Origin of the sequence: Exiguobacterium sp. J17977 (genome assembly GCF_018616375.1) — a bacterium.
Taxonomy (GTDB): Bacteria; Bacillota; Bacilli; order Exiguobacteriales; family Exiguobacteriaceae; genus Exiguobacterium; species Exiguobacterium mexicanum.
Genome location: NZ_JAEQBB010000004.1, coordinates 1 through 22588, shown reverse-complemented (window position 1 = coordinate 22588; position 22588 = coordinate 1). Strand labels below are relative to the sequence as shown.

Genomic DNA, 22588 nt, shown 5'->3' with positions numbered 1-22588 from the left:
AAAGAATCACTTGTGAAAAGTGATCCTTCATTGGACGATTTCGAGCTCGGGCATCCATTGGGACATGTGTTGGCTCGTGGCCTCGAACAGCTCCGGCTTGCCGGTCTGGAGCGGTACGACCTCGAACGGACCTTCCACGCTAGAGCGACGAGTGAACGTCGGATAAAACATCGGGTTGGCGAGTTCAATCGTCTCCTTATCGTCCTCGACCGTCTTGACGACGTCGATGCCGACGATGCCACCCGTATTCCGGTCGTCCCCTTGTTGGCCGGACAGGAAGTTGCCGAGCGAGTAGGCAACGAACGTCCGATTCCCTTCAGCGCCATTCACCCAGGCCACCGGTTGGAGGACGTGCGGATGATGGCCGATGATGAGGTCGACCCCGAGGTCGGACAGTTGTTGGACGAGCGTCTGTTGCGCCTCGTTCGGGAGCGTCTCATATTCGTTCCCGAAATGAAGCGAGACGACCGTGATATCGGCCGCTTGTTCGGCCGCTTCGATTTCAGGGGTCATCGCCTCGAGATCGATATAATTGACGTGATAGGGTTGCTTCGGGACGACACCGTTCGTGCCGTACGTATAGGCAAGGAAGGCAAATGAGATGTCATTCTCAGTCAACGTCCGCAACTCGGCCTTATCCGCCTCCGATAAGAAGGAGCCAGTGTACGGCATGCCAATCTCGTTCCAGTGCGCGATCGAGTTCTCGATGGCCGTGACTCCTCGGTCGAGCGTATGGTTGTTTGCCGTCGTCACCAAGTCGACTCCAGCGTCTTGGAGCGCGTCGCCGACTTCATACGGACTGTTGAAGGCGGGATAACTCGATAACCCGATCCCACTGCCGCCGATCATGCTCTCCTGGTTGGCGATGGCGATATCGGCCTCGGTCAAAATCGGGGCGATCGGTTCGAAGGCGGCGGTGAAATCATAGCCGTCTCCGCTCTTGGCGGCGTTATACACGCTGTCATGTAACAAGATGTCGCCGATTGCATAGAGCGACGTCGTCGTCACGACGGGTTCTGGTTCTTCCGGAACGGGTGCCGGGGCTTCCGCCTCGGTCTCTGGAGCCGGGGTCTCCGTTTGCTCTGGAGACGTCTCGACGTCGGCGGTCGCGCAGCCGAACAGAAGGAGGAGGGGCAAGGTCAACATCGCTTGTTTATACGGGATTACTTGTTTCAACGGACGAGTCACTTCCTTTCGTGTCATTCAAACTGGACTACTCCATTCATTCGCCATGGGTGAAGAATATCCTTGTCAGGGCACAAGAAAAAAGTGCCAGGCTATAGTAGCATGGCACTCTGAGTCTTAAATTCGTTCTGTCTTCAAGATGTGTTCCATCTCCTCGAACTCGTTCGTGATGGTCGTGCTCGGCGGTGGTGTCATCAAACTGACGACATAGATGGCGAGGCTCGACAATAAGAATGCTGGAATCATCTCATATAGCTCACCGAAGGTCCCGAACCAATCGGCAGCAAAGTTTTTCCAGACGATGACGATGAACGCACCGGTCAACATGCCGGCCAGTGCGCCTTGACGCGTCGTCCGTTTCCAGAACAGGCTGAACAAGATGAGTGGCCCGAATGACGAGCCGAACCCGGCCCAAGCATAGCCGACCAAGTTCAAAATCGTGTCATCCGCCCCGAACGCGAGCCAAATCGAAATCAACGAGACGAGGATGACCGTGATTCGGCCAACCATGACGAGTTCGCGGTCGCCGGCGTCTTTTCGGAAGAACTTCTGATAGAAATCGGTCGTCGCGGCACTCGATGAGACGAGGAGCTGTGACGAGATCGTCGACATGATGGCAGCGAGCAAGGCTGCGAGTAACACGCCGGTGATGAGATCGACAAACAACAAATCAGATAAATTGATGAAAACATTTTCCGGGTTATCGATTTCAAGCCCGCGCTGGGTATAGTAGGCGAGGCCGAACAGTCCGGTCGCCATCGCCCCGACGACGGTGAACAACATCCACGAGATGCCGATTCGTCGTGCCTTCTTGATATCCTGCAACTTTTCGATGGCCATAAAACGGACAATGATATGCGGTTGTCCGAAATAACCGAGTCCCCAAGCGAATAGCGAGACGATGCCGATGAGCGATTGACCCGTCAATGGATCAAGTAGCGCCTCATCGATATCACCGATCGTCTGGAACGCGGCACTCACGCCATCGGTCGCCGTGATGGCGATGGCCGGTACGAGGATGAGCGCGAACAACATGATGAGTCCTTGGACGAAGTCGGTCCAACTGACGGCCAAAAAGCCGCCGATGAACGTATACAAAATGATAATCGAAGCCAAAATGACGACACCAGTCCCGAAATTGATGTCAAAGACGGCTTCGAACAAGCGGCCGCCGGCCACGAACCCGCTCGTGGCATAAAGCGTGAAGAATACGAGTGTCACGGCCGCTGAGAACGTCCGGAGCGTCCCACGTGAGTCTTTAAATCGTTTCTCAAAGAAATCTGGAATCGTGATGGCATCCTCGGACAAATACGAATATGTCCGCAAGCGAGGTGCGACGAGCAACCAGTTCAAGTAAGCACCGATCGTCAACCCGATGACGATCCATCCGCTCGAGAGTCCGGTCGCGAACATCGCCCCCGGCAATCCCATCAATAGCCAACCACTCATATCGGAAGCACCGGCTGATAAGGCAGCCACGGCCGGACCAAGGCCGCGTCCTCCTAGCATATAGTCGCCGATGCTCTCAGTCCGCCGATAGGCGATGACACCGAGTAACACCATGAGCGCCATATACACTGTAATCGAAATCAATACACCGTTCATACAACATCCCCCTCATTCATTATGAAAACGCTTTCAAACCTTATGGATTGCACCATGACAAAATTTTGTCACAAAAATGAATGAAGTGCACGATTTTGTTTGACGATTGACCAAATAATCAAATTATTTAGCGAAGCAAGATGTGAGATGGTCGTTGATGAGACCCGTCGCTTGCAGATGGGCATAGACGGTCGTCGGGCCTAAAAATTTGAACCCGCGACGCTTCAAGTCTTTGCTCACTTGCTGAGACAATTCGGTCGAGGCAGGGATGTCGTCGGTCGATTCCCACTCGTTGCGAATCACCGTGTTGTCGACGAACGACCAAATGTAGGCATCGAACGTCCCGAACTCTTGTTGAATCTCGATGAAACGCTTGGCGTTATTGATGGACGCCTCGATTTTACGACGGTTTCGGACCAGACCTGGATTGGTCATCAATCGTTCCACATCCGACTCATCGAACGAGGCGACGGTCACGACATCAAAATTGGCATAGGCGTCTCGGTAATGCTCGCGTTTACGTAAGATGGTGATCCAGCTGAGACCGGCCTGAGCGCTCTCGAGCGTCAAACATTCGAAATGCTTTAAATCATCATGGACGGGCTTGCCCCATTCTTCGTCGTGATAACGAACGTACAACGGGTCAGTGCCGCACCATGGGCAACGTGTAACTTCAGTCATATCATGTCCTCGCTTTCCTTCAAGTACTTCATTTTAACATGTTGCAGCGGTTTTTGACCGGGCGTGACGGGTATAGTAGGAACTATTGGAGGGTGAAGCAAATGAGAGACTGGATGATCCAGGTCATTGAACAGTTCGGTTACTTTGGCATCGCGTTCATGATTTTCATTGAGAACGTATTCCCACCGATTCCTTCGGAGGTCGTGCTCTTATTCGGCGGTTTTTTCGCCGTGAAGACCGATTTGATCGTCCCGCTCGTCATCTTCGCAGCGACGGCAGGCGCCATCCTAGGTGCGGTCCTATTGTACGGCATCGGTCTATATTTGGACGTCGAGCAGATTGAGAAGTGGACGAAACGGTATGGCAAATGGATTCGGCTCGACATCGCCGACGTGCATCGTGCCGACGCCTGGTTCGATAAATACGGAGGATGGATGGTGTTCTTTGGACGCTTGATGCCTGTCGTGCGGAGTTTGATTTCAATCCCGGCCGGTATGTCGAATATGCCGTTCTTGAAATTTTTAGTGCTCAGTACGGCGGGGACGGTGATTTGGAATACGATTCTCATCTATATCGGGATTCGCGTCGGTGAGAATTGGGAATCGATTTTAAGTTATTTGGATGTCTACTCGTATGCCATTTACGGCCTTTTGGCAGTCGGGCTGATCGTGTTTTTCATTTGGCGCAAAAAGCGGAAGAAGAAACAGGCCAAGCAGGCCTCTTCATTCTAAACGACAAGGACCGATCCTCATACGAAGATCGGTCCTTGTCGTTTCATCGATTTGAATCATCCTTGTTTTCGTCGGGCAAGACTCTTTCAAGTTTTTCTTCCGTTTTGGCGGCTAAAATCTCAGAGAAGCGGAACAAGACGATGCCGATGATAGCCGAGACGAAAATATATAGTCCGACGAACAGGTTGATCGCCCCGTTCGATAGGGCCGTGAAAAGAATCGAGAACTCCCCGCGCGGAGCGAGCGAGAAACCCGCCTCGTTGGCTTGAACACGTGTCAAGCCATACAGACGTCCCCCAACGCGGCCGACGATCCATTTCGATAACACACCCCAGACGATTAAGACGAAGAAGAGCGTGTTGACGATGACGCCTTGTTCCAGGTTGATTGAAATTCCGAACGAGATGAAGAAAATCGGTAAAAACAAATCGCGCACGGGGACGGTCAACCGTTTCAACGGGCGGACGTCGTGGATGCCCGCTAGCATGATCCCGGCGATGAACGCACCGAGAATCTCGGACAGTCCGAACACCATTCCGATTCCGGCGAAAAATAGAATCAAGCCGATCAAACCGATGCTCGCGTCATCTTGCCGCAGCAGATGTTTGGCGATTTTCGGTTGCTTTTTGACGAAACGTGATCCGATAAAGAGCAACACGCCAAAGATGAGAAACCCGGCTAAGACTTTCCCGATATCGGACACTTCAATCGGTTCATCTTGGATAATGAACGGTGCGACGGTCAGGATGAGCGGGGCGAAGATGTCCTCGAAAATGAGTAACGCCAAGACGAACTCCTTCACATCTTCATGTTTATCGGCATGACGTTCGAGCATGCGTGCCGAAATCGACGAGCTCGTCGCAAACAAGACGGCACCGATTAAAAAAGATTGTGAAAAATCAAGTCCGAACAGCATGGCAATCCCGATCGTGACGCCAAAGGCGAGCAAGATATCCAAAACGCCTGCCTTCCACACCTTTTTGAGGCGCTTCATCAACTCGCCGAGCGGAAACTTTAAACCGAGTAAAAAGAATAACAGGATAATCCCGATTTCGCCGGCGATTTTAAAGACCTCGTTTCCGTCCCAAAAGAAGCCAACGGCGACACCGATGGCGATAAAGGCAAGAATACTTGGAAAGAATAATCGCTCGATGATGAGACTGAGCACGGAGATGACGGCTAGCGCCAGACCGAGCAGGACGATCATGTTCAGTTCCATACGACACCCCCTCGATCAGATAGGTGTACGGGGCAACGAATCAGTCTCGGTTCCATTGATATTCCATCCCGACTGATTCCGGGCGCGAATAATCAAAGCCGAATTGACGATACAGCCCGTCGGCTGGGATGTCCGCAATCAGACTGATGATGGCCGTCTCGTCGGCTTCTTGTAAAATCCAATCCATCAATTGCTCCACAATCAATTTTCCGAGCCCGAGCCCCTGACACTCCGGGTCGACGACGATATCGACGAGGTGGAACACCATCCCGCCGTCGCCGACGACACGGCCCATCCCGACCATCTGGTCGTCTTTATACAGACAGACGCCATATAGCGTATTGGCCAGTCCTTTCACCGTCCCCGAGTCGGAACGTTTCGGCATCCCGGCGATGACCCGAAGACGCTGATGTTCCTCCGGTGTCGGTGTCTCGATTCGTACTTCCACTTCATTGACCATATCGCTACTTCCTCTCTGTGCATAAGTTAAAATTATTTTCCCGCTATATTGAATCGGTAAACCTTGATTTCCGGTCCGCGTTATTCAAATAATGAAAGTAGGATATGAGAAAAAGGACGTGTTCATATGATAGAAGGTCAAACGATTTTACCCGCCTTGCGTGATATGCGTGACCTCGAGAAGTTTGTGACGGGCCCGTTCAACATCGGTGTCCTGCTCGAAGTGCACGTCGCCCGGCTCGATGCCGTGTTTCAATTATTGGCGGCCCACGACAAACACGTCTTCGTTCATCTCGATTTGATTCAAGGATTGAAGGCAGACGAGTATGCGACCGAGTATATTTGTCAGACGTATCGTCCGTACGGCATCATCTCGACGAAAGGAAGCGTCATTTTAAAAGCGAAGCAAAAACAGGTCAAAACGGTCCAACGTTTGTTTTTAATCGATTCGAGCTCGCTCGAGCGAAGCTATCGTCTCATCAAGCGGACGCAACCGGACTATATTGAAGTGTTACCGGGTCTCGTCCCGAAATATATCCGAGCCGTGAAGGCGGAAACCGGAATCCCGGTCTTCGCCGGCGGACTGATTTCGTCGACCGAGGAAGTCGAGGCCGCCCTCGAGGCCGGTGCGACGGTCGTGACGACGTCCGACCAGCGGCTTTGGACGAACGGCTAGGACTCAAATTCATCGAATCCGGGTATGTGAGTGTGCAGGAGGGATGTATATGAAACAAGTTATGATTATCACAGGTGTCAGCCAAGGCATCGGACATGAATTGGCACGTCATTTCCGCGAGACGTATCACGTCATCGGACTTGATAAAGGCGACGACCCGCAACTGGACGGAGTGACGTTCCACGAGCTGGATTTGGGCGACCATGAGGCGATTGCTCGCGTATTCACTGACATTCAGCGCCAAGTCGGTATCGCTCACGTGCTCATCAATAATGGCGGCGTCTCGTCACTCGTCAAACCGATGGCTGAACTTGACGTCGAGACGTTCAAGCAGGTGATTGACGTCAACCTCGTCGGGACGTTCGCTTGTGCCAAGGCGTTCTTAACGTTGAACGAGGGAGCGGAATATGGCCGCATCATCAACCTGGCCTCGACGCGCTCCCTTCAAAACGAACCAGATTGGGAAGCGTACGGCGCGTCAAAAGGCGGCATCGTATCATTGACCCACTCGATGGCGGTCTCGCTCGTGGATCGCCCGATCACGGTGAATGCGATCAGTCCCGGTTGGATCCACACGTCGGACGAGCCGCTCCGTGACATCGATCATGCGCAACATCCGTCGGGCCGGGTCGGGAAACCGGATGATATCGTCCGTGCGGTCGCCTATTTGATTGATGAACAGAACGATTTCGTCAACGGGCATAACCTCGTCGTTGACGGCGGGATGACGAAGAAGATGATTTATGAGCCGTAATTCGTCTAACCGGGACCATTACCCTATGTTTTAACAACAGATGTGAGTAGATAGGACTAGGCACGGGTAAAGGATGGGGACGCTTTATCAACCCATTGAAGGAGGAATCGCCGTGCACCAGTTGATTGAAGAGGCACTCCGATTCGCGGCCGTCCGACACGACGGACAGTTTCGAAAAGGAACGAATATTCCCTACTTGACCCATCCCGTCGCCGTGTCGATGTTGCTCGTTGAAGACCGGCAACCGGTCCCGGTCGTGGCGGCCGGCCTGCTCCACGATTTGCTTGAAGACACGTTGACGACACCTGAAGAGATCGAGGAACGATTCGGAAGCGTAGTGAGACGACTCGTCGAAGCAGTGTCCGAACCCGGGAAGCACCTGTCATGGGAAGAGCGGAAACGGATGACGGTTCAACACGTCCAGACGATGCAGTATGATGAAGTGGCGCTCTTGGCGGCGGACAAGTTACATAACCTTCGTTCGATTCGACTCGACGTCGAGTCTGCCGGGAGACAAGTGTGGGACCGGTTCAGACGACCGCTCCGCGACCAGTCATGGTATTATCACGAACTGCTCCAAGCGTTCCGACCGTTTAGACAGACGACGACGCTCATCGAGTCATTCGAGACCGAGCTGAACTTATTGTTTTACGGCGTCGCCGACGAGCGGTTCGAGAAACTCGGGAAATTGTTTGATGTCATACAGCACGGATTTCACGAAGAGGACTGGCTTCAAGAGACGACGACGCTCTGTCAGACCGCCTATGAGTTACACGAGGCAATGCGCGAAGGCTATCGCCACGGCACGGACGTCAATCAACCGGAGCTCGACGGCTTGTCCGCACAATTGAAAGAAGCGGGGCTTTGGAAACCGTTGCCGCTCCCGATACTCCAAGCGATTGATGAACTGTCTTACCGGACGGCGATGCCAGTCGATGACGTCGTCGCCCATTTAAGGGTCAATTGATTGTCAAATGAATTGTAACGTGATATATTCGTCGTGAACATAAGAGGGGGAGTAGCGACCACAGCTGTGGTCGATGGGTCGTCATTACGGTGCAACGCACTCGGTCCATCGAGCTTCTTACCAAGTCCGCAAGACCTTTTTATGGATGCTTTTTCGGCGTCCATAAAAAGGTCTTTTTGAATTCACGAAAAGGGGAGATTTATTCAAATGGTATTTATTTATTTCATCTTGGCCGCTGCCATCACCGTGTATGCCGCCATGAAACTCTCGACTTACGCTGACGTCATCAGTGAGAAGTCGACGATGAGCGGGATGCTCGTCGGGACCGTGTTACTAGCCGGTGCAACCTCGCTTCCGGAAGTGACGACAAGCGTCTCGGCCGTCATGATCAACAACCCGGACATCGCCATCGGGAACATGCTCGGGTCGAACTTGTTCAACATCTTCATCTTGGCGATGTTCGATCTCTTCTATCGTCAGAAACGCTTGTTCAATGAGGCAAACCGAGATCATCTCTATACGGCCGGTCTCGGTCTCATGTTGACGCTCGTCACGATGATTGCACTGATCGTCCGCATCGATTTCACGATTCTCGGCATCGGGATTGATGCCCTATTGATTGCGGCATTGTACGGAATCGGGATTTACTATATCGGGAAACGACCGCAACAACCCGCCGTTGAGCGCGAAGCTGCCCATGAGGCCGTACAAGAAGTCGGCGCTAGTGCGACGAGTTCGATTACGGTCAAACGTGCGGTCATCGGCTTCATCATCGCCGCAATCGTCATCATGGCGGCCGGGACAGCGCTCTCGGTGCTAGGTGATCAAATCGCCGTCGTCACGGGCCTCGGTTCGAGCTTCGTCGGTAGCTTCTTGATTGCCGCGACGACCTCGCTCCCGGAAGCGGTCGCCGTCTTCGTCGCCTTGAAGCTTGGAAACGTCAACTTGGCGTTCGGTTCGATTTTAGGAAGCAACATCTTTAACATGCTCATCATCGCCATGTCGGACGTGTTTTACCGCAACGGTTCGATTCTGGCCGACGTGTCGGCGTCTCACTTGGTGACAGCGATTGGGATTACCATCTTGTCGGTGCTCGTCATGTATACGCTCCTTCGTAAAGACGTGACGTCGAAACTGCGTTACATCTTGCCGTCAGTGCTCGTCGTGCTCGTCTACTTCGCTTCGTCTTACTTCATCTTCATCGGTTAATCTGACACGGTGTCCTCCGAGACACCGTGTTTTTCGTTTACCTTGATTCGAGGAATCACTTTTCATCGTCTTGGGTATAGAAGGAGGGAAGGAGGGGTGGCGATGCAAATGCACTCTGTGGAACGTCTAGATGAGTATGTCGTCGTGATTCCGGCCTATAATCCGGATCAAGCGCTCGTCACACTTGTCCGCGAGCTGAAAGCGACCGGGTTTGTCCATGTCATTGTCGTCAACGATGGAAGTGTTGAGACGTCCCGGCCTGTATTTGAGGAGGTCGGGAAGTGGGTGACGTCCGTCCTCGTCCATGAGCGGAATCAAGGCAAGGGCGCAGCATTGAAGACGGGGATTCGTCACGTCGTCGAACAGTTCCCGGGCACGCACGGGGTCATCACCGTCGATGCCGATGGACAACACCTGCCGGAAGATGTCCGCCATGTATATGAGGCGGGGCTTCATCGGCCACATCATCTGGTCATGGGTTGCCGTGATTTCTCGGGGGCGCACATCCCGTTTCGGAGCCGATTCGGGAATCAAATGACACGAGGAGTCATGCTCGTCGGCAGCGGACTCCGGTTGAAAGACACCCAGACCGGTCTGCGGGCGGTCCCGCTGCGTTATGCGGAACAGTTGCTCGACGTACCTGGGAACCGCTATGAGTTCGAGATGAACATGTTGACGTTCACGAAACGTTGGCAAGTTCCGATTCAACAGATTCCGATTCAAACCGTGTATGTGGCTGAGAACGCCTCATCTCATTTTCGTCCGGTCATCGACTCGATTCTGATTTATCGCATGTTTTTGGCATATTCATTATCCTCGGTCGCCTCATTTTTATTAGACATCGGTGCCTATGCCTTATTCATCTTTTTATTGAATCCGTGGTTCGAGACGACCCATGTCTTGATTGCGACGGTATTGGCCCGCATCATCTCGTCCTTATTCAATTACTTGGTGAACCGAAAGGTCGTGTTCCACTCGAAAGCGAGACGGGCGATGCCGAAGTATTTCGGGCTCGTCGGCGTACAGATGGCATTGTCGGCCGGTCTCGTCTATGTATTGTTCCTGGTGATTCGGGACGGGGAAGTATGGATCAAAGTGCTCGTCGACAGTCTCTTGTTCGTCCTCAGTTATTACGTCCAAAAAAGATGGATCTTTAAACGGTGACAGGCCAAGACGATCGTCTTGGCCTGTCTGACGTACATGTAGTTTAATAGGCGAGCTTCCCGAGCTTGACCGACGTATACCGGTGCAACTCACGTGGGTCATCAATGCCGGTCTTCTGCATCATGTCACGCATGAGCAGGGCGCAGACGCGGGCATCCTCAGCCGCATCGTGGTGGATGAACGGGACGTTCAAATATTCCGCCATCGTGTTCAGCTTGTGATTCGGAAGTCCAGGGTATAGTTTTCGCGACAGCTTGACGGTACAACCGTACTCGATTGTCGGGAACGTATATAAATCATATTTGGCGATCGCTTTTTTGAAAGCGCCCATATCGAATGAAGCGTTGTGCGCCATGACGAGGTCGACGTCACGTAGCGTTGGATAGAGCTGTTCGAGCACCTCAGGTAACGCCGGCGCATCCCAGACGTCACTCGGCCGGATGCCGTGGACGCGGATATTACCAGCGTCGAAGTCTTCTTCTGGATTGACGAGCAATTGGTTCGTCTCGATGATTTCACCGTCGACGAGCAGGCTCCAGCCGACAGAGCAGATGCTGCGACTATCGCGGTTGGCCGTCTCGACATCGATGGCAAGGATGGAATGTGACATAATCGGTCCCTTTCTCATAAAACAAGTATAAAAAAAGTCTAACATATCGTTAGACTAAAAAGCGATTATGCGGCCACGAGGTTGCGACACGCCTCGGCACAGCGCAGGCACGCCTCGGCGCAGCGTTGGCAATGGTCATGCAAGTGCCGGCCACATTCGACGGCACACGTGTCACACACCTGGGCGCACAGCGCACCGATCGGTTTCATGAAAGCCGAATCCGTCTCGAGCGCGTTCAAGGCGAGGGCGCATACCTCCGAGCATTCTTTCGTGAGCCGGATGCATTCGGCGACCATCAATAAATCCTCTTCTTGTAAACATTTTGAGAAACAGTGATTGCTTGCCCGCATGCAGTCGATGACGGCTAAAACGGTCTCTTCGACAGAGACACGATCCATAGTAAGTCCCCCTTAGAATAATGATGTCTTACAATCATTACCCGCTACCAGGTGACTTAAACCGGGCAGAGACGCAAAAAAAGTCACCCCTCAAATGAGTGGTGACTTCCATAATGGAGCATAGCGGGCTCGAACCGCTGACCTCCACGCTGCCAGCGTGGCGCTCTCCCAGCTGAGCTAATGCCCCGTTCGAAAATTATTATATCATCCTAGTAAAACATTTGGCAATGGGTATTTTTAAATTTTTTTGAACAAAGTTTAATCGGGCGTAAACGTGGGAAAATCATAGGTAATATTATTCTACGAAAGCAGGTGTCATCCATGGAAATGATTTTACTCGCACTCTTACCTGCCTTGATGTGGGGGAGTATCCCGCTCATCGTCTCAAAAGTCGGTGGTAAGCCGATTCAGCAGTTAATCGGGACGACGATTGGGGCGATGGTGATGGCGGTCATCATCGCGCTCGTCTTCAGTCCGGAGTTCACGACGCTCGCGCTCGTGACCGGTTTCATCTCCGGTGTGTTCTGGGCACTCGGACAATATTTACAGTTCCAGTCGTTCCAAATTTTAAGTGTATCGAAAGCGATGCCGATCAGCACCGGCATGCAACTCGTCGGGACGTCCTTGTTCGGCGTCATCGTGCTCGGTGATTGGCAGACGTCGACCGAGTTATGGCTCGGGTTTTCCGCGCTCGTGTTAATTATCATCGGGGCGGCGCTGACGTCGTATCAACAGAAAAAAGACAGCGACAGCAGCGGCGCCTTGAAAAAAGGGTTGCTCGTCTTGCTCGTGTCGAGTATCGGTTACGTGACGTATGCCGTCCTGACGAACTATTTCGAGGTCGACGGCATCACGGCCATCTTGCCACAGTCGGTCGGGATGTTCATCGCGGCGCTCTTGTTCAGCTTGCGTGAGAAAGATGTGAAGAAGTTCGATCCGAAGACGTTCAAAAACATCTTGGCCGGTCTTGCCTGGGGGATCGGGAACTTCGGGCTGTTCGTCTCGAGCGGTGAGGTCGGCATCGCGACGTCATTTGCCTTATCCCAATTGAACGTCGTCGTGGCGACGCTTGGCGGGATTTATCTATTGAAAGAAGAGAAGACGACGAAAGAACGGGTCTTCGTCTTTATGGGCATCGGGCTCATCGTCGTGGCCGGGTTCATGCTCGGGATTGCAAAAAGCTAAAAGACGGGTCAGGCGACCCGTCTTTCGTTTACCAGGCTTGCTCGATGAATGCGTCGCGCCCAGATTTCTTCCGGTCCTCTTTATAGTGGGCCGGATTTTTTTTATGGAAGTCTTGATGATACTCTTCGGCCGGATAGAACGTGTCAGCCGGCAAGATTTTCGTGACGATCGGCTGTTTGAAGCGTCCGCTCGCCGCGAGGTCGTCCCGGCTCTTTTCGGCCGCGATGCGCTGCTCCTCCGTATGATAGAAGATGGCCGGCGCATATTGGCTACCGCGGTCTTGGAACTGGCCGCCGTCATCGGTCGGATCGGTCTGAATCCAATACAGTTCGAGCAGTCGCTCATACGTGAATAGCGTCGGGTCGAACGTGATCTCGACGACCTCATAATGTCCCGTCGTCCCGGTCTTCACTTGTTCATACGTCGGGTCGTCGACGTGACCTCCCGTATAACCGGATACGATCGACTCGATGCCAGGTTGTTCCTCGAACGGCGTCACCATGCACCAAAAACAGCCGCCTGCGAATGTTGCTTTTTCCATTAATAAGTCCCCCTCAATCAATTTCCAAAAAAAAGCGCCCATGTCATCGACATGAGCGCTCTGTCATATCGGCCAAGGCAAACTGCCTTGCTGGAAGTAGCACCTTGCCGAAGCAGGTTGCTGTGAAGTCATAGAGCCAGGTCTCTCGTTCACTCAAGATATCGATATGTAGTTGGTGACAGCATCATACCATCAGATTTGAAGCGGCGTCAACGATTTGATTTTCGTCGCAATTGCAGCAGCGTGGCACCGAGAATCAAGACGACGAGGACGATGGAGAGCGGTAGCGTATACGGGGCGTCCCCGGCATAGAGCTGTAAGAAGAACAGTACAAAGACGGACAGTAAGACGAGTACGTATGAACGGTTCATAGAATCCTCCCTTTTCTTTCAGTGTACCAAGTTACACATTCGTTGGCGAACGAAAACAGGAAATCACGTAGCGATAGCGAATACGAACGAGTGACCAAAGGAGGAATCGACATGACTGATCCACATACACTTTTCGAACTTGATATCGAGACCGCCCAGCGCGGATATAAAGAAGGAACGTTCACGGCACGCGACGTGACGGTCTATTATTTGACCCGAATCGCCGAGTTGAACGACAAGCTGAGAGCGGTCATCCAAGTGAACCCGGACGCCTTGTTCGAGGCGGAAGCGGCGGACCGCGCCTATCAACGAGGTGAACGATTACCGTTGCTAGGCATCCCGGTGCTGATTAAAGACAATGTCGAGACGGCCGGACTGATGAAGACGACGGCCGGGGCCGTCGCCCTGGCGCATCATTTCGCCGGCCGAGATGCCCACCTCGTCCAAAGTCTGCGCGCGAGCGGTGCCGTCATCCTCGGGAAAGCGAATTTATCCGAATGGGCCAACTTTTTGACCGAGGGCATGCCAAACGGTTGGAGCGGGGTCGGCGGCCAGACGCTCAATCCGTATGGGGACAAACTTGATGTCGGCGGGTCGAGCTCAGGGTCGGCGTCAGCGGTCGCGGCCAACTTGACGTTGCTCGCCGTCGGCAGCGAGACGAGCGGCTCGATTATCCATCCGAGCGTCCATAACGGAATCGTCGGCATCAAACCGACCGTCGGGTTGATTAGCCGTAGCGGCATCATCCCGATCTCCCGGTCGCAGGACACGGCCGGACCGATGGCTCGGACGCTCCGGGATGCGGTGCTCGCCCTTGAGGCGATGGTCGGGGAAGACCTGGCAGACCCGGCGACGACGCACCTTCCGGTCGGACCGCCGTATCGCACGTGTCTCGATGAACGCCAAGCGGTCGGGATGCGGGTCGGGATCGTCAAGACCGATCTGTCGGAAGAAGAACAGATGCTCTACGACGAAGCGATCGCCTTGCTGAAACAGAGCGGCATCGAGGTCGTCACCGTCGAACTGCCGTCGAAAGCAGGACTCGACCAAGGCGATATTCTGTATCATGAGTTCAAACTCGGAATCGAGGCGTACCTTGCCTCGACGACGCTCCCATACGAGACGTTGTCGGATTTGATTGACTGGAACAACAGCCATCCGGAGACGATTCCACACGGACAGAAGACGTTCGAGAAAGCGGACGAACAATCGGGGCGCTTGATTGAGGCCGCCTATTTGACGCGCCGCCTCGACGACGTCTACCATGCCAAGACGGACGGCATCGACCGATTGTTGGCCGAGCAGGAACTCCATGCCCTCGTCTTGCCGCATGACCACAATTATGACATGGCGGCAAAAGCCGGGCATCCGACCGTCACGATCCCGTATCGCTTGAAAGCGAGCGGGGCACCGTTCGGTCTATCGTTCACCGGGACGAGCTATGCCGAACGTGACTTGATTCGTCTCGCCTATGCGTTCGAGCGTCACGTGACACGTCCCGTCCCACCGTTATAAGAACGTTGCACCCGTCGTCCACGTCCGCTACAATGGTACGTATGCGGATTGAAGAAAGGACAGATAGCAATGAAACCATCTATATACGGGCTGACGTTCGATCAGCTGACGGAAGCATGTGTCGCTTGGGGATACAGCGCCTTCCACGCGAGACAAATCTGGGACTCACTCTATATCGACCGAGTCAAGCACATCGAGGACATCTCGGTTCGCGCTGAAGTGCGTGAGGCGCTCGCCGCCGAATACGTCATCTCGACGCAAGACCTGTTCGTCAAACAAGAGGCGGGCGACGGGACGGTCAAATTTTTACTTAAATTACACGACGGGCACTATATCGAGACGGTGCTCATGCGTCACAAATACGGACGTTCGGTCTGTGTGACGACACAGGTCGGCTGCAATATCGGCTGTAGTTTCTGTGCGAGTGGTCTGTTGAAGAAGACACGCGATTTGACGGCCGGTGAAGTCGTCGAACAAATCATGACCGTGCAACACTACTTGGACGAGGTCGGGGAAGGTGCCCGCGTCAGCCATATCGTTGTCATGGGAATCGGGGAACCGTTCGATAACTTCGACAACTTGGTCGACTTCCTTCGTGTCGTCAAGGACGAGCGCGGCCTCGCAATCGCACCGCGTAAAATCAACGTGTCGACGAGCGGACTCGCCGACAAGATTTACAAGTTCGCGGACCTCGATTTGCGCATTAATTTGGCGCTGTCGCTCCACGCGCCGAACGACGCGCTTCGGACGCAAATCATGAAAATCAACCGGGCGTTCCCGCTCGACAAGCTCATGCCGGCCATCCGTTATTACGTCGAAACGACGAACAAACGGATCACGTTCGAATATATTCTCTTATCGAAAGTGAACGATTTGCCTGAGCACGCCGAGGAACTTGCCGACTTGATTGACGATATTAAAGATAAGTCATACGTCAACTTGATTCCGTACAACCCGGTCAACGAGCATATCCAGTATGAGCGGAGCACGTCCGAGGACATCATGGCGTTTTATGACGTCTTGAAGAAACGGGGCATCAATACCGGGGTCCGCCTCGAGCACGGGACCGATATCGACGCGGCCTGTGGCCAGTTGCGCAGCAAACATATGAATGTCGAAGGCGCTAAATGACAGAACCTCCTTGAATCTCGTGATTCAAGGAGGTTTTTTGTCTTTTATCCGGGTCGGGCAACTTTTTTCGTCCGAGCGGTTGCTATTTTGGTAAATGTTGAATAGAGAGTGCCCCCTCAGGGAATAGTCACTTGAAATCAATGTAGAGAGTGGAGGCAATTCAATGGAGACAGTAAACGCTGCGTTATGGATTCGAGTTCGAAATACGCTTGGGGAAGGCCCGTGTTGGGATGCGGAACTGAAACGTTTCTATTGGGTCGATATCGAGGGACATACACTTTGGTGGTACGATGAGAAAGAAGATGAGCTGTCGTCGTTCGATATGGGACAACAGATCGGGTTTGCGGTGCCGAAAGTGACGGACGGCGTCGTCGTCGGCTTGAAAGACGGGATTTATGAGTGGGACGAGACGTCAAAAGAGCTCGATAAAATCGTCGAACTTGATGACCCGGAAGGAAAACTCCGCTTCAATGACGGGAAAGCCGACCCGTACGGCCGCATCTTCGCCGGCACGCTCCATCTTGAAGATGAAGCGGATCAAGCGACGTTATACCGCCTGAATCGCGACGGCACGACCGAGGTCATGTTGAGCGAATTGACATTATCGAACGGACTGACATGGTCACCCGACCATTCGACGTTCTATCATATCGATACACCGACCGAGACGGTCCGTAAGTACGCCTTTGACTTGAAGACGGGAACGCTCGGCGAAGGAGAGGCAATCATCGATTTTTCAGTCGAGGAAGGATTCCCGGACGGCATGACGTCCGACGAGGAAGGGTTTTTATGGATTGCGCACTTTGCTGGCGGCCGCGTCTCGCGCTGGGACCCGAAGACGGGTGAAAAAGTGCTCGAGGTGCTCGTGCCGGCCCCGAACGTCACGTCGTGCTGTTTTGTCGGCGACGATTTGAACCAACTCGCCATCACGACGGCTCGTGAGGGGATGGATGACGAGGCGCTCGAAGCCCATCCGGACGCAGGGTCGGTCTTCAAAATCGAGACAGACGTGAAAGGAATGCCGCTCTATCGGTTTGGACGATAAGGAGGTAAGGAGATGGTGAAGCGATTGCTCGTTCGTGCAGGCATCGGTTTGGCACTCGCGGCCGTGGCCAGGGTCGGAATCCAAAAACTATTGGATGCGAACCGGGAAGACGACCACACGTATTTGAATCCGCGCTGGGATGAGGCCCCGAGTGTCGATGCCGATAAGGATGAGGATGAGGTCGGTTTGACACAGCTCGATTCGATATATCGGGCCGAATGGCAGGCGAACGCATACCCCCGCTCCGAGGCGGAACGCAAGGCGTTAGAAGAATAGGGGAAGTAAGCACGTCCGGAAACGGGCGTGTTTTTTTCTTGACAAGAAAGACGCGAGCCGTCATCATCTAAAAAGTAACGATTACGATTTAGGAGTGGGGATATATGAAACGAATTCCAATCACGGTGCTGTCCGGTTATTTAGGGAGCGGCAAGACGACGTTGATGAATCATCTGTTGAACAATCGGTCAGGCAAGAAATATGCGGTCATCGTCAACGACATGAGCGAGTTGAATATCGACGAACGATTGATCGAGCAGAATGGCTTCTCGCGGACGGACGAAAAATTGGTCGAGCTATCGAACGGCTGCATCTGTTGCACGCTCCGTGAGGATCTGCTCGAAGCGGTGCAGGAAATCACGAACGACCGTGAGCTCGACGGGATCATCATCGAGTCATCCGGCATCTCAGAACCGATTCCGGTCGCCCAAACGTTTACATACGCCGATGACGCCCTCGGTATCGATTTGACGAGCCGCGTCTATATCGATGCGATGGTGACCGTCGTCGATGCGTATCGGTTTTTGAAAGACTTCAACTCGGGCGAGTCGCTCCATGAGCGCAAGCAGGCCATCGATGAGACGGACGTCCGCGAAGTCGTCGACCTGCTCGTCGACCAAATCGAGTTCGCGGACATCATCGTCTTGAACAAGGCGGACCGCGTGACCGAGACGGAACTCGACGAGATGGCCGGGCTGTTAAAGGCGCTCAACCCAACCGCCAAACTGTTGACGTCGGTCCACGCGAACGTAGAATTGACCGAGCTGCTCGACGTCAATCTGTTCGATTTCGAGCAGGCGATGCACGCCGCCGGCTGGATTCAAGAGCTTGAGGCGGAAGAACATACACCGGAGACAGAGGAGTACGGCATCAGCTCGTTCGTCTATCGTCGGCGCCGGCCATTCCATCCGGAACGGCTCCATGCCTGGATTGAGGCGTTCCCGGAACAAGTCGTCCGCGCCAAAGGGTTCTTATGGATCGCCTCCCGGAACGACCTTGCTTGCCTCTTCTCGCAAGCTGGGTACGCCTCGACGCTCGAACACGCGGGACGTTGGCTCGCGACGCTGCCGGAAGAGGAACGTCGTCTCATGTTCACAGCAGAACCGGAGCTCGCCGCCGATTACGTCGAACCGTACGGGGATCGTCAGACGGAGCTCGTCTTGATCGGTCAGCGGATGGAGCGTGCGGTCATCGAGGCCGGACTTGACGCGTGTCTGTTGACGGATGCGGAGATGGCGTCGGACTGGACGACGTTGCAGGATACGCTTCCGGGGAACGGTATCGTAACTTTCACATAAACCGTTTACAAATCCGGAGTGGTCGTCTATACTTTTCGTTGCATAGACAACCGCATACATTGGACTACACTAGGGGTGCTTCGGCTGAGATGTGAGCATGGCTCCAATCCCTTATGACTCGATCCGGGTAATACCGGCGTGAGGAAGTGTGGCACTTTTTCTAATGGATTTTTAAATTGGACGAGTGGCCGCATTCTCATGGATGCGGCTTTTTTGTGTACATACAATAAGGGGGAACAGAACATGAACAATCAATGTGGAACGAGTCCGTTCGTCGGATTCCGCTTTACGCTGAGCCCAATGACGTCTGATTTTGTGAGTGTCATCAAAGGGGCATTGAAGGAGACGAACTTGCAAAACGTCTGGCGACATACCGACGACGTCTCGACGGTCATTCGTGGACGAAGTGAGCATGTGTTCGATGTGGCCAAAGCCGTCCTGTCACATGCGACGAAGACAGGAGAACATGTGTCGATGAGCGGGACGTTCTCGGTCGGCTGCCCAGGCGACACGGCAGGAGACAATTTGCTCGACGTGACGACTGAGCCGGTGAATGGCACGGCGGACTCGCAGTACGTATCTTCACAATTTGCACTCTATCCGCTCGGGGACGCAAAGTATATGGACATCATCTACGAAGAAATTGCGTTTGCGAAAGAGCGTGGCGTTTTCAATGACTCGATGCATTATGCCTCGGGTATTCACGGCGACATCGAACCGGTGTTTTCATTTTACGAGGAGACGTTCGACCGCGTCCGTGCGAAGACGAGCCATGTCGTCATGACGGTCACGTTCAGCGTGAACAGCCCGTCACACGAGGGACAGCAGCATGCTTAAGTCGTGGAAGTTAAAAGAAATCATCTTGTTGGCCATTTTATCGGTCGTATTCGCTGTCGTCTATTTGGCGTTCGTCCATGTTGGGAATCTATGGGCAGGCTTGATTGGACCAATCGCGTACGAATGGATTTTTGGGATTTGGTTCATCGTCTCGATTATTGCGGCTTATATCATTCGCCGACCTGGCGCTGCATTTTTGTCAGAAGTGCTTGCGGCGACGATTGAGATGATGATTGGTAACGCGATTGGACCTCGGATTATTTTAGTCGGGATCATTCAAGGACTTGGTGCTGAAGCGGCGTTTGCGGTCACGGGCTACAAGCGATATGACCTTTGGGTGCTCATGCTGGCCGGATTTGGTGCAGCTGCGACAAGTTTCGCGTATACGTATGTCATGGGTGGACTCGCTGCCCTCAGTCCGACATACGTGGCGACGATGTTCGCGTTACGTGCGACAAGCGGGATGCTCATTGCCGGTCTGGGAGGTAAAATTTTGAGCGACTTGTTGCTTCGGACGGGTGCGCTCGAAGGGTATGCCCTCGCGCGTAAGGGACGAGTACATGGTTGAGGCAGAACAGCTGGCGTTCCGTTATCCGGACAAACAGCGCAAAGTATTGACAGACATCACGCTTCAATTAACGGCTGGGAGGACGCTCATCACAGGGGCGAGCGGATCGGGAAAGTCGACATTGTTCTCTTTGATGAATCGTCTGTACCCGGATAACTGCGATGGCATCGTGACAGGCAGATTACATTTGTTTGACCGCTCTTACGACACGTATGCAGCTGGTGAGGTGAATCGTCGTGTTGGAACAGTGTTTCAAGATCCTGACAGTCAATTCGTCATGCAGACGGTCGAGGAGGAATTGATTTTCACACTTGAAAATTTTGCCGTGGCGAGGGACGAGATGATGGCGCGTGTGGCCACGATTTTAGCGGAACTGCAGTTGACCGATTATCGTGACCGAGTCATTCATGACCTGTCAGGTGGTGAAAAGCAGCAAATCGCTGTCGCCTGTGCTTTGATCGGGAAGCCGGAATGGCTACTACTCGATGAGCCGCTCGCGCACCTTGATCCCGAGACCTCAACCCGTTTCGTTCAGTGGCTCGACAACGTCGCACAGACGGTAAATGTTGTCGTCATCGAACATCGACCCTTCCTATGGCGCGGGTTCTTCGATAGAGAAGTGGAGCTCGTGAACGGACGCATCAACTATGACGGACCGTTCGTTGCCCGCCCGGATTATACGTTCTCTCCGGTTAAGGTGACACAAGGAAACACTATTTTATTTCACGTACCGCAATTGAAACGAAAAACATTCAACCTAGCAGCGAGCGAACTGACCGTCGCCGACGGTAATCTCATTGCCGTACTTGGTCGAAACGGCAGTGGCAAATCGAGTTGGCTCAAGAGCCTTGCCCGCGAACATCAAGAAGTCGGACTCGTCCCACAATCTCCGGCTCATCTATTTATCACGAGTGATGTGACACGTGAACTCGCATATGGCCATGATCGTCCGATTGAGGACATCATGAACCGGCTCGGGCTTGGACCGTTTCGTAACGACCATCCACTCTCGCTAAGTCACGGTCAAAAACGAAGGCTCGCCATCGGGGTGATGATGCTCTCGAATAAACGGCTCATCGCTTTCGATGAACCAACTGCTGGACAGGATGAGATATCGCTTCGTGCGCTCTATGAATTGATGGTTGAACGAACCCGCGCCGGCCAGACGGTTCTGTTTGTGACGCACGACCTTAGTTTCGCCAGAATCGCGAACACATATTACTTGATGCGTGAAGGTAACTTGAGTGGGCCATATGATGCATCGCTCTGGGATGAGACAGAATTACTAGAAGCTCATGGTCTATTGCTGGAGGAATCGTGATGACGTTTCAAGAGATGAACCCGACGATTAAATTTCTGACCGTCACGTTGCTCATGTTCGGACTCGCTTTTATGTACAATCCATGGACGCCGCTTGCTGTATTCATCGGAACGCTTATACTTCAAATTCTTTTTTCTAACGTGAACTGGAAACGATGGGCGCTGTTGATGATTCCATTTTTATTCACCGCGCTCGGGACATTGTGGACGACGCTCGTCTTTGGAAAAGAGACGAGCGGGGAGGTCATGTTCACCCTGTTAGGCAACGACGTCACCGCCGAGAATGTGTCGCTCGCAGCGACGCTCTCCTTACGGGTATTGGCATTCACCGGCTTGTCACTCTTATTCACACTAACGACGGAACCCAAACGGTTCGTCTACAGCTTGATGCAACAAGGGAAGTTGTCACCAAAAATCGCTTACAGTGTCTTCGTCGGTTTTCGTTTCTTCCCGATTTTGAAGCATGAACTGATGCAGTTGTACGAAACGCATGCGTTACGAGGCGTTCGTTTAGAGACGCGACTCGATCACATTCGGCACGTACCGAAAGTAATCATCCCACTACTTGCCGGATCGATTCGGCAAGCGGAACGCATCGCCTTCTCGATGGAGGCACGCGGGTTCACGGGCGAACCGCGAGCTACGTATGAAGTTGTCCCCATCACGCGGAGTGACTTTCTGTTGGCGTCGCTCTTGCTTCTATTGTTCGGAGCGAGCGTATGGATTGGCATATAAAAGAAAACAAGACGACTCACTCGGAGTCGTCTCAGCTTGTTGACTAACATCAATAGAATCGCTCGTCCTTCCGGCGCCCACGCTTTCCGCAGGCAATCCCGGAGCCGC

At 53.2% G+C, this 22588-nt stretch carries 25 protein-coding genes, 1 tRNA gene and 2 riboswitches; of the genes, 16 read left to right on the top strand and 10 right to left on the bottom strand.

The window, feature by feature from the left end:
- Positions 1 to 27 precede the first annotated feature (27 nt).
- The 3 genes from KNO58_RS08120 to KNO58_RS08110 all read right to left on the bottom strand — a co-directional run bounded on the left by KNO58_RS08120 (position 28) and on the right by KNO58_RS08110 (position 3471).
- Entirely contained in the window at positions 28 to 1176 is a 1149-nt protein-coding gene (locus KNO58_RS08120) for a CapA family protein (protein ID WP_251026157.1), read from the bottom strand.
- A 126-nt stretch (positions 1177 to 1302) separates the two neighbouring features.
- Positions 1303 to 2790, bottom strand: coding sequence for a sodium/proline symporter PutP (gene putP, locus KNO58_RS08115; RefSeq protein ID WP_214752949.1), 1488 nt, complete (start codon positions 2788 to 2790; stop codon positions 1303 to 1305).
- Positions 2791 to 2913: 123 nt separating this feature from the next.
- On the bottom strand, positions 2914 to 3471 hold the full coding sequence (locus KNO58_RS08110) for a DNA-3-methyladenine glycosylase I (protein ID WP_214752947.1): 558 nt from the start codon (positions 3469 to 3471) through the stop codon (positions 2914 to 2916).
- 101 nt (positions 3472 to 3572) lie between these two features.
- Between KNO58_RS08110 and KNO58_RS08105 the strand changes: the two genes are divergently transcribed.
- Entirely contained in the window at positions 3573 to 4202 is a 630-nt protein-coding gene (locus KNO58_RS08105; RefSeq protein ID WP_214752945.1) for a DedA family protein, read from the top strand.
- 43 nt (positions 4203 to 4245) lie between these two features.
- Here the strand turns inward: KNO58_RS08105 and KNO58_RS08100 are convergent, their stop codons facing one another.
- Entirely contained in the window at positions 4246 to 5421 is a 1176-nt protein-coding gene (locus KNO58_RS08100) for a cation:proton antiporter (RefSeq protein ID WP_214752943.1), read from the bottom strand.
- A gap of 40 nt (positions 5422 to 5461) precedes the next feature.
- On the bottom strand, positions 5462 to 5881 hold the full coding sequence (locus tag KNO58_RS08095) for a GNAT family N-acetyltransferase (protein WP_214752941.1): 420 nt from the start codon (positions 5879 to 5881) through the stop codon (positions 5462 to 5464).
- A gap of 126 nt (positions 5882 to 6007) precedes the next feature.
- Here KNO58_RS08095 and KNO58_RS08090 point away from each other — a divergent pair, with 126 nt between their 5' ends.
- The 5 genes from KNO58_RS08090 to KNO58_RS08070 all read left to right on the top strand — a co-directional run bounded on the left by KNO58_RS08090 (position 6008) and on the right by KNO58_RS08070 (position 10650).
- Complete coding sequence (locus KNO58_RS08090) at positions 6008 to 6556, top strand: glycerol-3-phosphate responsive antiterminator (protein ID WP_214752939.1); 549 nt, start codon at positions 6008 to 6010, stop codon at positions 6554 to 6556.
- A 49-nt stretch (positions 6557 to 6605) separates the two neighbouring features.
- A complete protein-coding gene (locus tag KNO58_RS08085; RefSeq protein WP_214752936.1) occupies positions 6606 to 7310 on the top strand; it encodes an SDR family NAD(P)-dependent oxidoreductase in 705 nt (234 codons plus the stop codon).
- 112 nt (positions 7311 to 7422) lie between these two features.
- A complete protein-coding gene (locus tag KNO58_RS08080; RefSeq protein WP_260570807.1) occupies positions 7423 to 8277 on the top strand; it encodes an HD domain-containing protein in 855 nt (284 codons plus the stop codon).
- A 207-nt stretch (positions 8278 to 8484) separates the two neighbouring features.
- Positions 8485 to 9486, top strand: a complete 1002-nt coding sequence (locus tag KNO58_RS08075; protein ID WP_214752932.1) for a sodium:calcium antiporter — start codon at positions 8485 to 8487, stop codon at positions 9484 to 9486.
- A 102-nt stretch (positions 9487 to 9588) separates the two neighbouring features.
- On the top strand, positions 9589 to 10650 hold the full coding sequence (locus tag KNO58_RS08070) for a bifunctional glycosyltransferase family 2/GtrA family protein (RefSeq protein WP_214752930.1): 1062 nt from the start codon (positions 9589 to 9591) through the stop codon (positions 10648 to 10650).
- Between the two features lie 43 nt (positions 10651 to 10693).
- Here KNO58_RS08070 and KNO58_RS08065 read toward each other — a convergent pair whose 3' ends face one another.
- The 3 genes from KNO58_RS08065 to KNO58_RS08055 form a co-directional block, all read right to left on the bottom strand.
- Positions 10694 to 11260, bottom strand: a complete 567-nt coding sequence (locus KNO58_RS08065) for a 3'-5' exonuclease (RefSeq protein WP_214752928.1) — start codon at positions 11258 to 11260, stop codon at positions 10694 to 10696.
- Positions 11261 to 11325: 65 nt separating this feature from the next.
- Entirely contained in the window at positions 11326 to 11658 is a 333-nt protein-coding gene (locus KNO58_RS08060; protein WP_214752925.1) for a four-helix bundle copper-binding protein, read from the bottom strand.
- Positions 11659 to 11772: 114 nt separating this feature from the next.
- Positions 11773 to 11845 (bottom strand) — tRNA-Ala (locus KNO58_RS08055).
- A 134-nt stretch (positions 11846 to 11979) separates the two neighbouring features.
- Here KNO58_RS08055 and KNO58_RS08050 point away from each other — a divergent pair.
- Entirely contained in the window at positions 11980 to 12843 is an 864-nt protein-coding gene (locus KNO58_RS08050) for a GRP family sugar transporter (protein WP_214752923.1), read from the top strand.
- Between the two features lie 28 nt (positions 12844 to 12871).
- Here KNO58_RS08050 and msrA read toward each other — a convergent pair whose 3' ends face one another.
- Both msrA and KNO58_RS08040 read right to left on the bottom strand, forming a co-directional pair.
- Positions 12872 to 13384, bottom strand: a complete 513-nt coding sequence (msrA, locus tag KNO58_RS08045) for a peptide-methionine (S)-S-oxide reductase MsrA (protein ID WP_214752921.1) — start codon at positions 13382 to 13384, stop codon at positions 12872 to 12874.
- A 63-nt stretch (positions 13385 to 13447) separates the two neighbouring features.
- Positions 13448 to 13549, bottom strand: a riboswitch (SAM riboswitch).
- A gap of 44 nt (positions 13550 to 13593) precedes the next feature.
- Positions 13594 to 13755, bottom strand: a complete 162-nt coding sequence (locus KNO58_RS08040; RefSeq protein ID WP_214752919.1) for a hypothetical protein — start codon at positions 13753 to 13755, stop codon at positions 13594 to 13596.
- A gap of 111 nt (positions 13756 to 13866) precedes the next feature.
- Here KNO58_RS08040 and KNO58_RS08035 point away from each other — a divergent pair, with 111 nt between their 5' ends.
- The 9 genes from KNO58_RS08035 (at position 13867) to KNO58_RS07995 (ending at position 22480) form a co-directional block, all read left to right on the top strand.
- Complete coding sequence (locus KNO58_RS08035) at positions 13867 to 15270, top strand: amidase family protein (RefSeq protein WP_214752916.1); 1404 nt, start codon at positions 13867 to 13869, stop codon at positions 15268 to 15270.
- A 69-nt stretch (positions 15271 to 15339) separates the two neighbouring features.
- A complete protein-coding gene (gene rlmN / locus KNO58_RS08030; RefSeq protein ID WP_214752914.1) occupies positions 15340 to 16401 on the top strand; it encodes a dual-specificity RNA methyltransferase RlmN in 1062 nt (353 codons plus the stop codon).
- Between the two features lie 163 nt (positions 16402 to 16564).
- Complete coding sequence (locus KNO58_RS08025; RefSeq protein ID WP_214752912.1) at positions 16565 to 17446, top strand: SMP-30/gluconolactonase/LRE family protein; 882 nt, start codon at positions 16565 to 16567, stop codon at positions 17444 to 17446.
- Between the two features lie 12 nt (positions 17447 to 17458).
- Entirely contained in the window at positions 17459 to 17722 is a 264-nt protein-coding gene (locus tag KNO58_RS08020) for a hypothetical protein (protein ID WP_214752910.1), read from the top strand.
- A 104-nt stretch (positions 17723 to 17826) separates the two neighbouring features.
- The gene (locus tag KNO58_RS08015) at positions 17827 to 19020 is read left to right on the top strand and encodes a GTP-binding protein (protein WP_214752908.1); all 1194 of its coding nucleotides are present in this window, start codon (positions 17827 to 17829) and stop codon (positions 19018 to 19020) included.
- 61 nt (positions 19021 to 19081) lie between these two features.
- A riboswitch (TPP riboswitch) is annotated at positions 19082 to 19182 on the top strand.
- 81 nt (positions 19183 to 19263) lie between these two features.
- Positions 19264 to 19857 (top strand): Ykof family thiamine-binding protein, encoded by a 594-nt coding sequence (locus KNO58_RS08010; protein ID WP_214752906.1) that lies wholly within the window; start codon positions 19264 to 19266, stop codon positions 19855 to 19857.
- The gene (locus tag KNO58_RS08005; RefSeq protein ID WP_214752905.1) at positions 19850 to 20425 is read left to right on the top strand and encodes an ECF transporter S component; all 576 of its coding nucleotides are present in this window, start codon (positions 19850 to 19852) and stop codon (positions 20423 to 20425) included. Before KNO58_RS08010 ends, KNO58_RS08005 begins: the two co-directional genes overlap by 8 nt.
- Positions 20418 to 21746: an ABC transporter ATP-binding protein gene (locus tag KNO58_RS08000; RefSeq protein ID WP_214752904.1), complete on the top strand. Its 1329-nt coding sequence runs from the start codon at positions 20418 to 20420 to the stop codon at positions 21744 to 21746. The genes KNO58_RS08005 and KNO58_RS08000 overlap by 8 nt, the downstream gene beginning before the upstream one ends.
- Entirely contained in the window at positions 21746 to 22480 is a 735-nt protein-coding gene (locus KNO58_RS07995) for an energy-coupling factor transporter transmembrane component T family protein (protein ID WP_128122424.1), read from the top strand. Before KNO58_RS08000 ends, KNO58_RS07995 begins: the two co-directional genes overlap by 1 nt.
- The last annotated feature ends 108 nt before the right edge of the window (positions 22481 to 22588 follow it).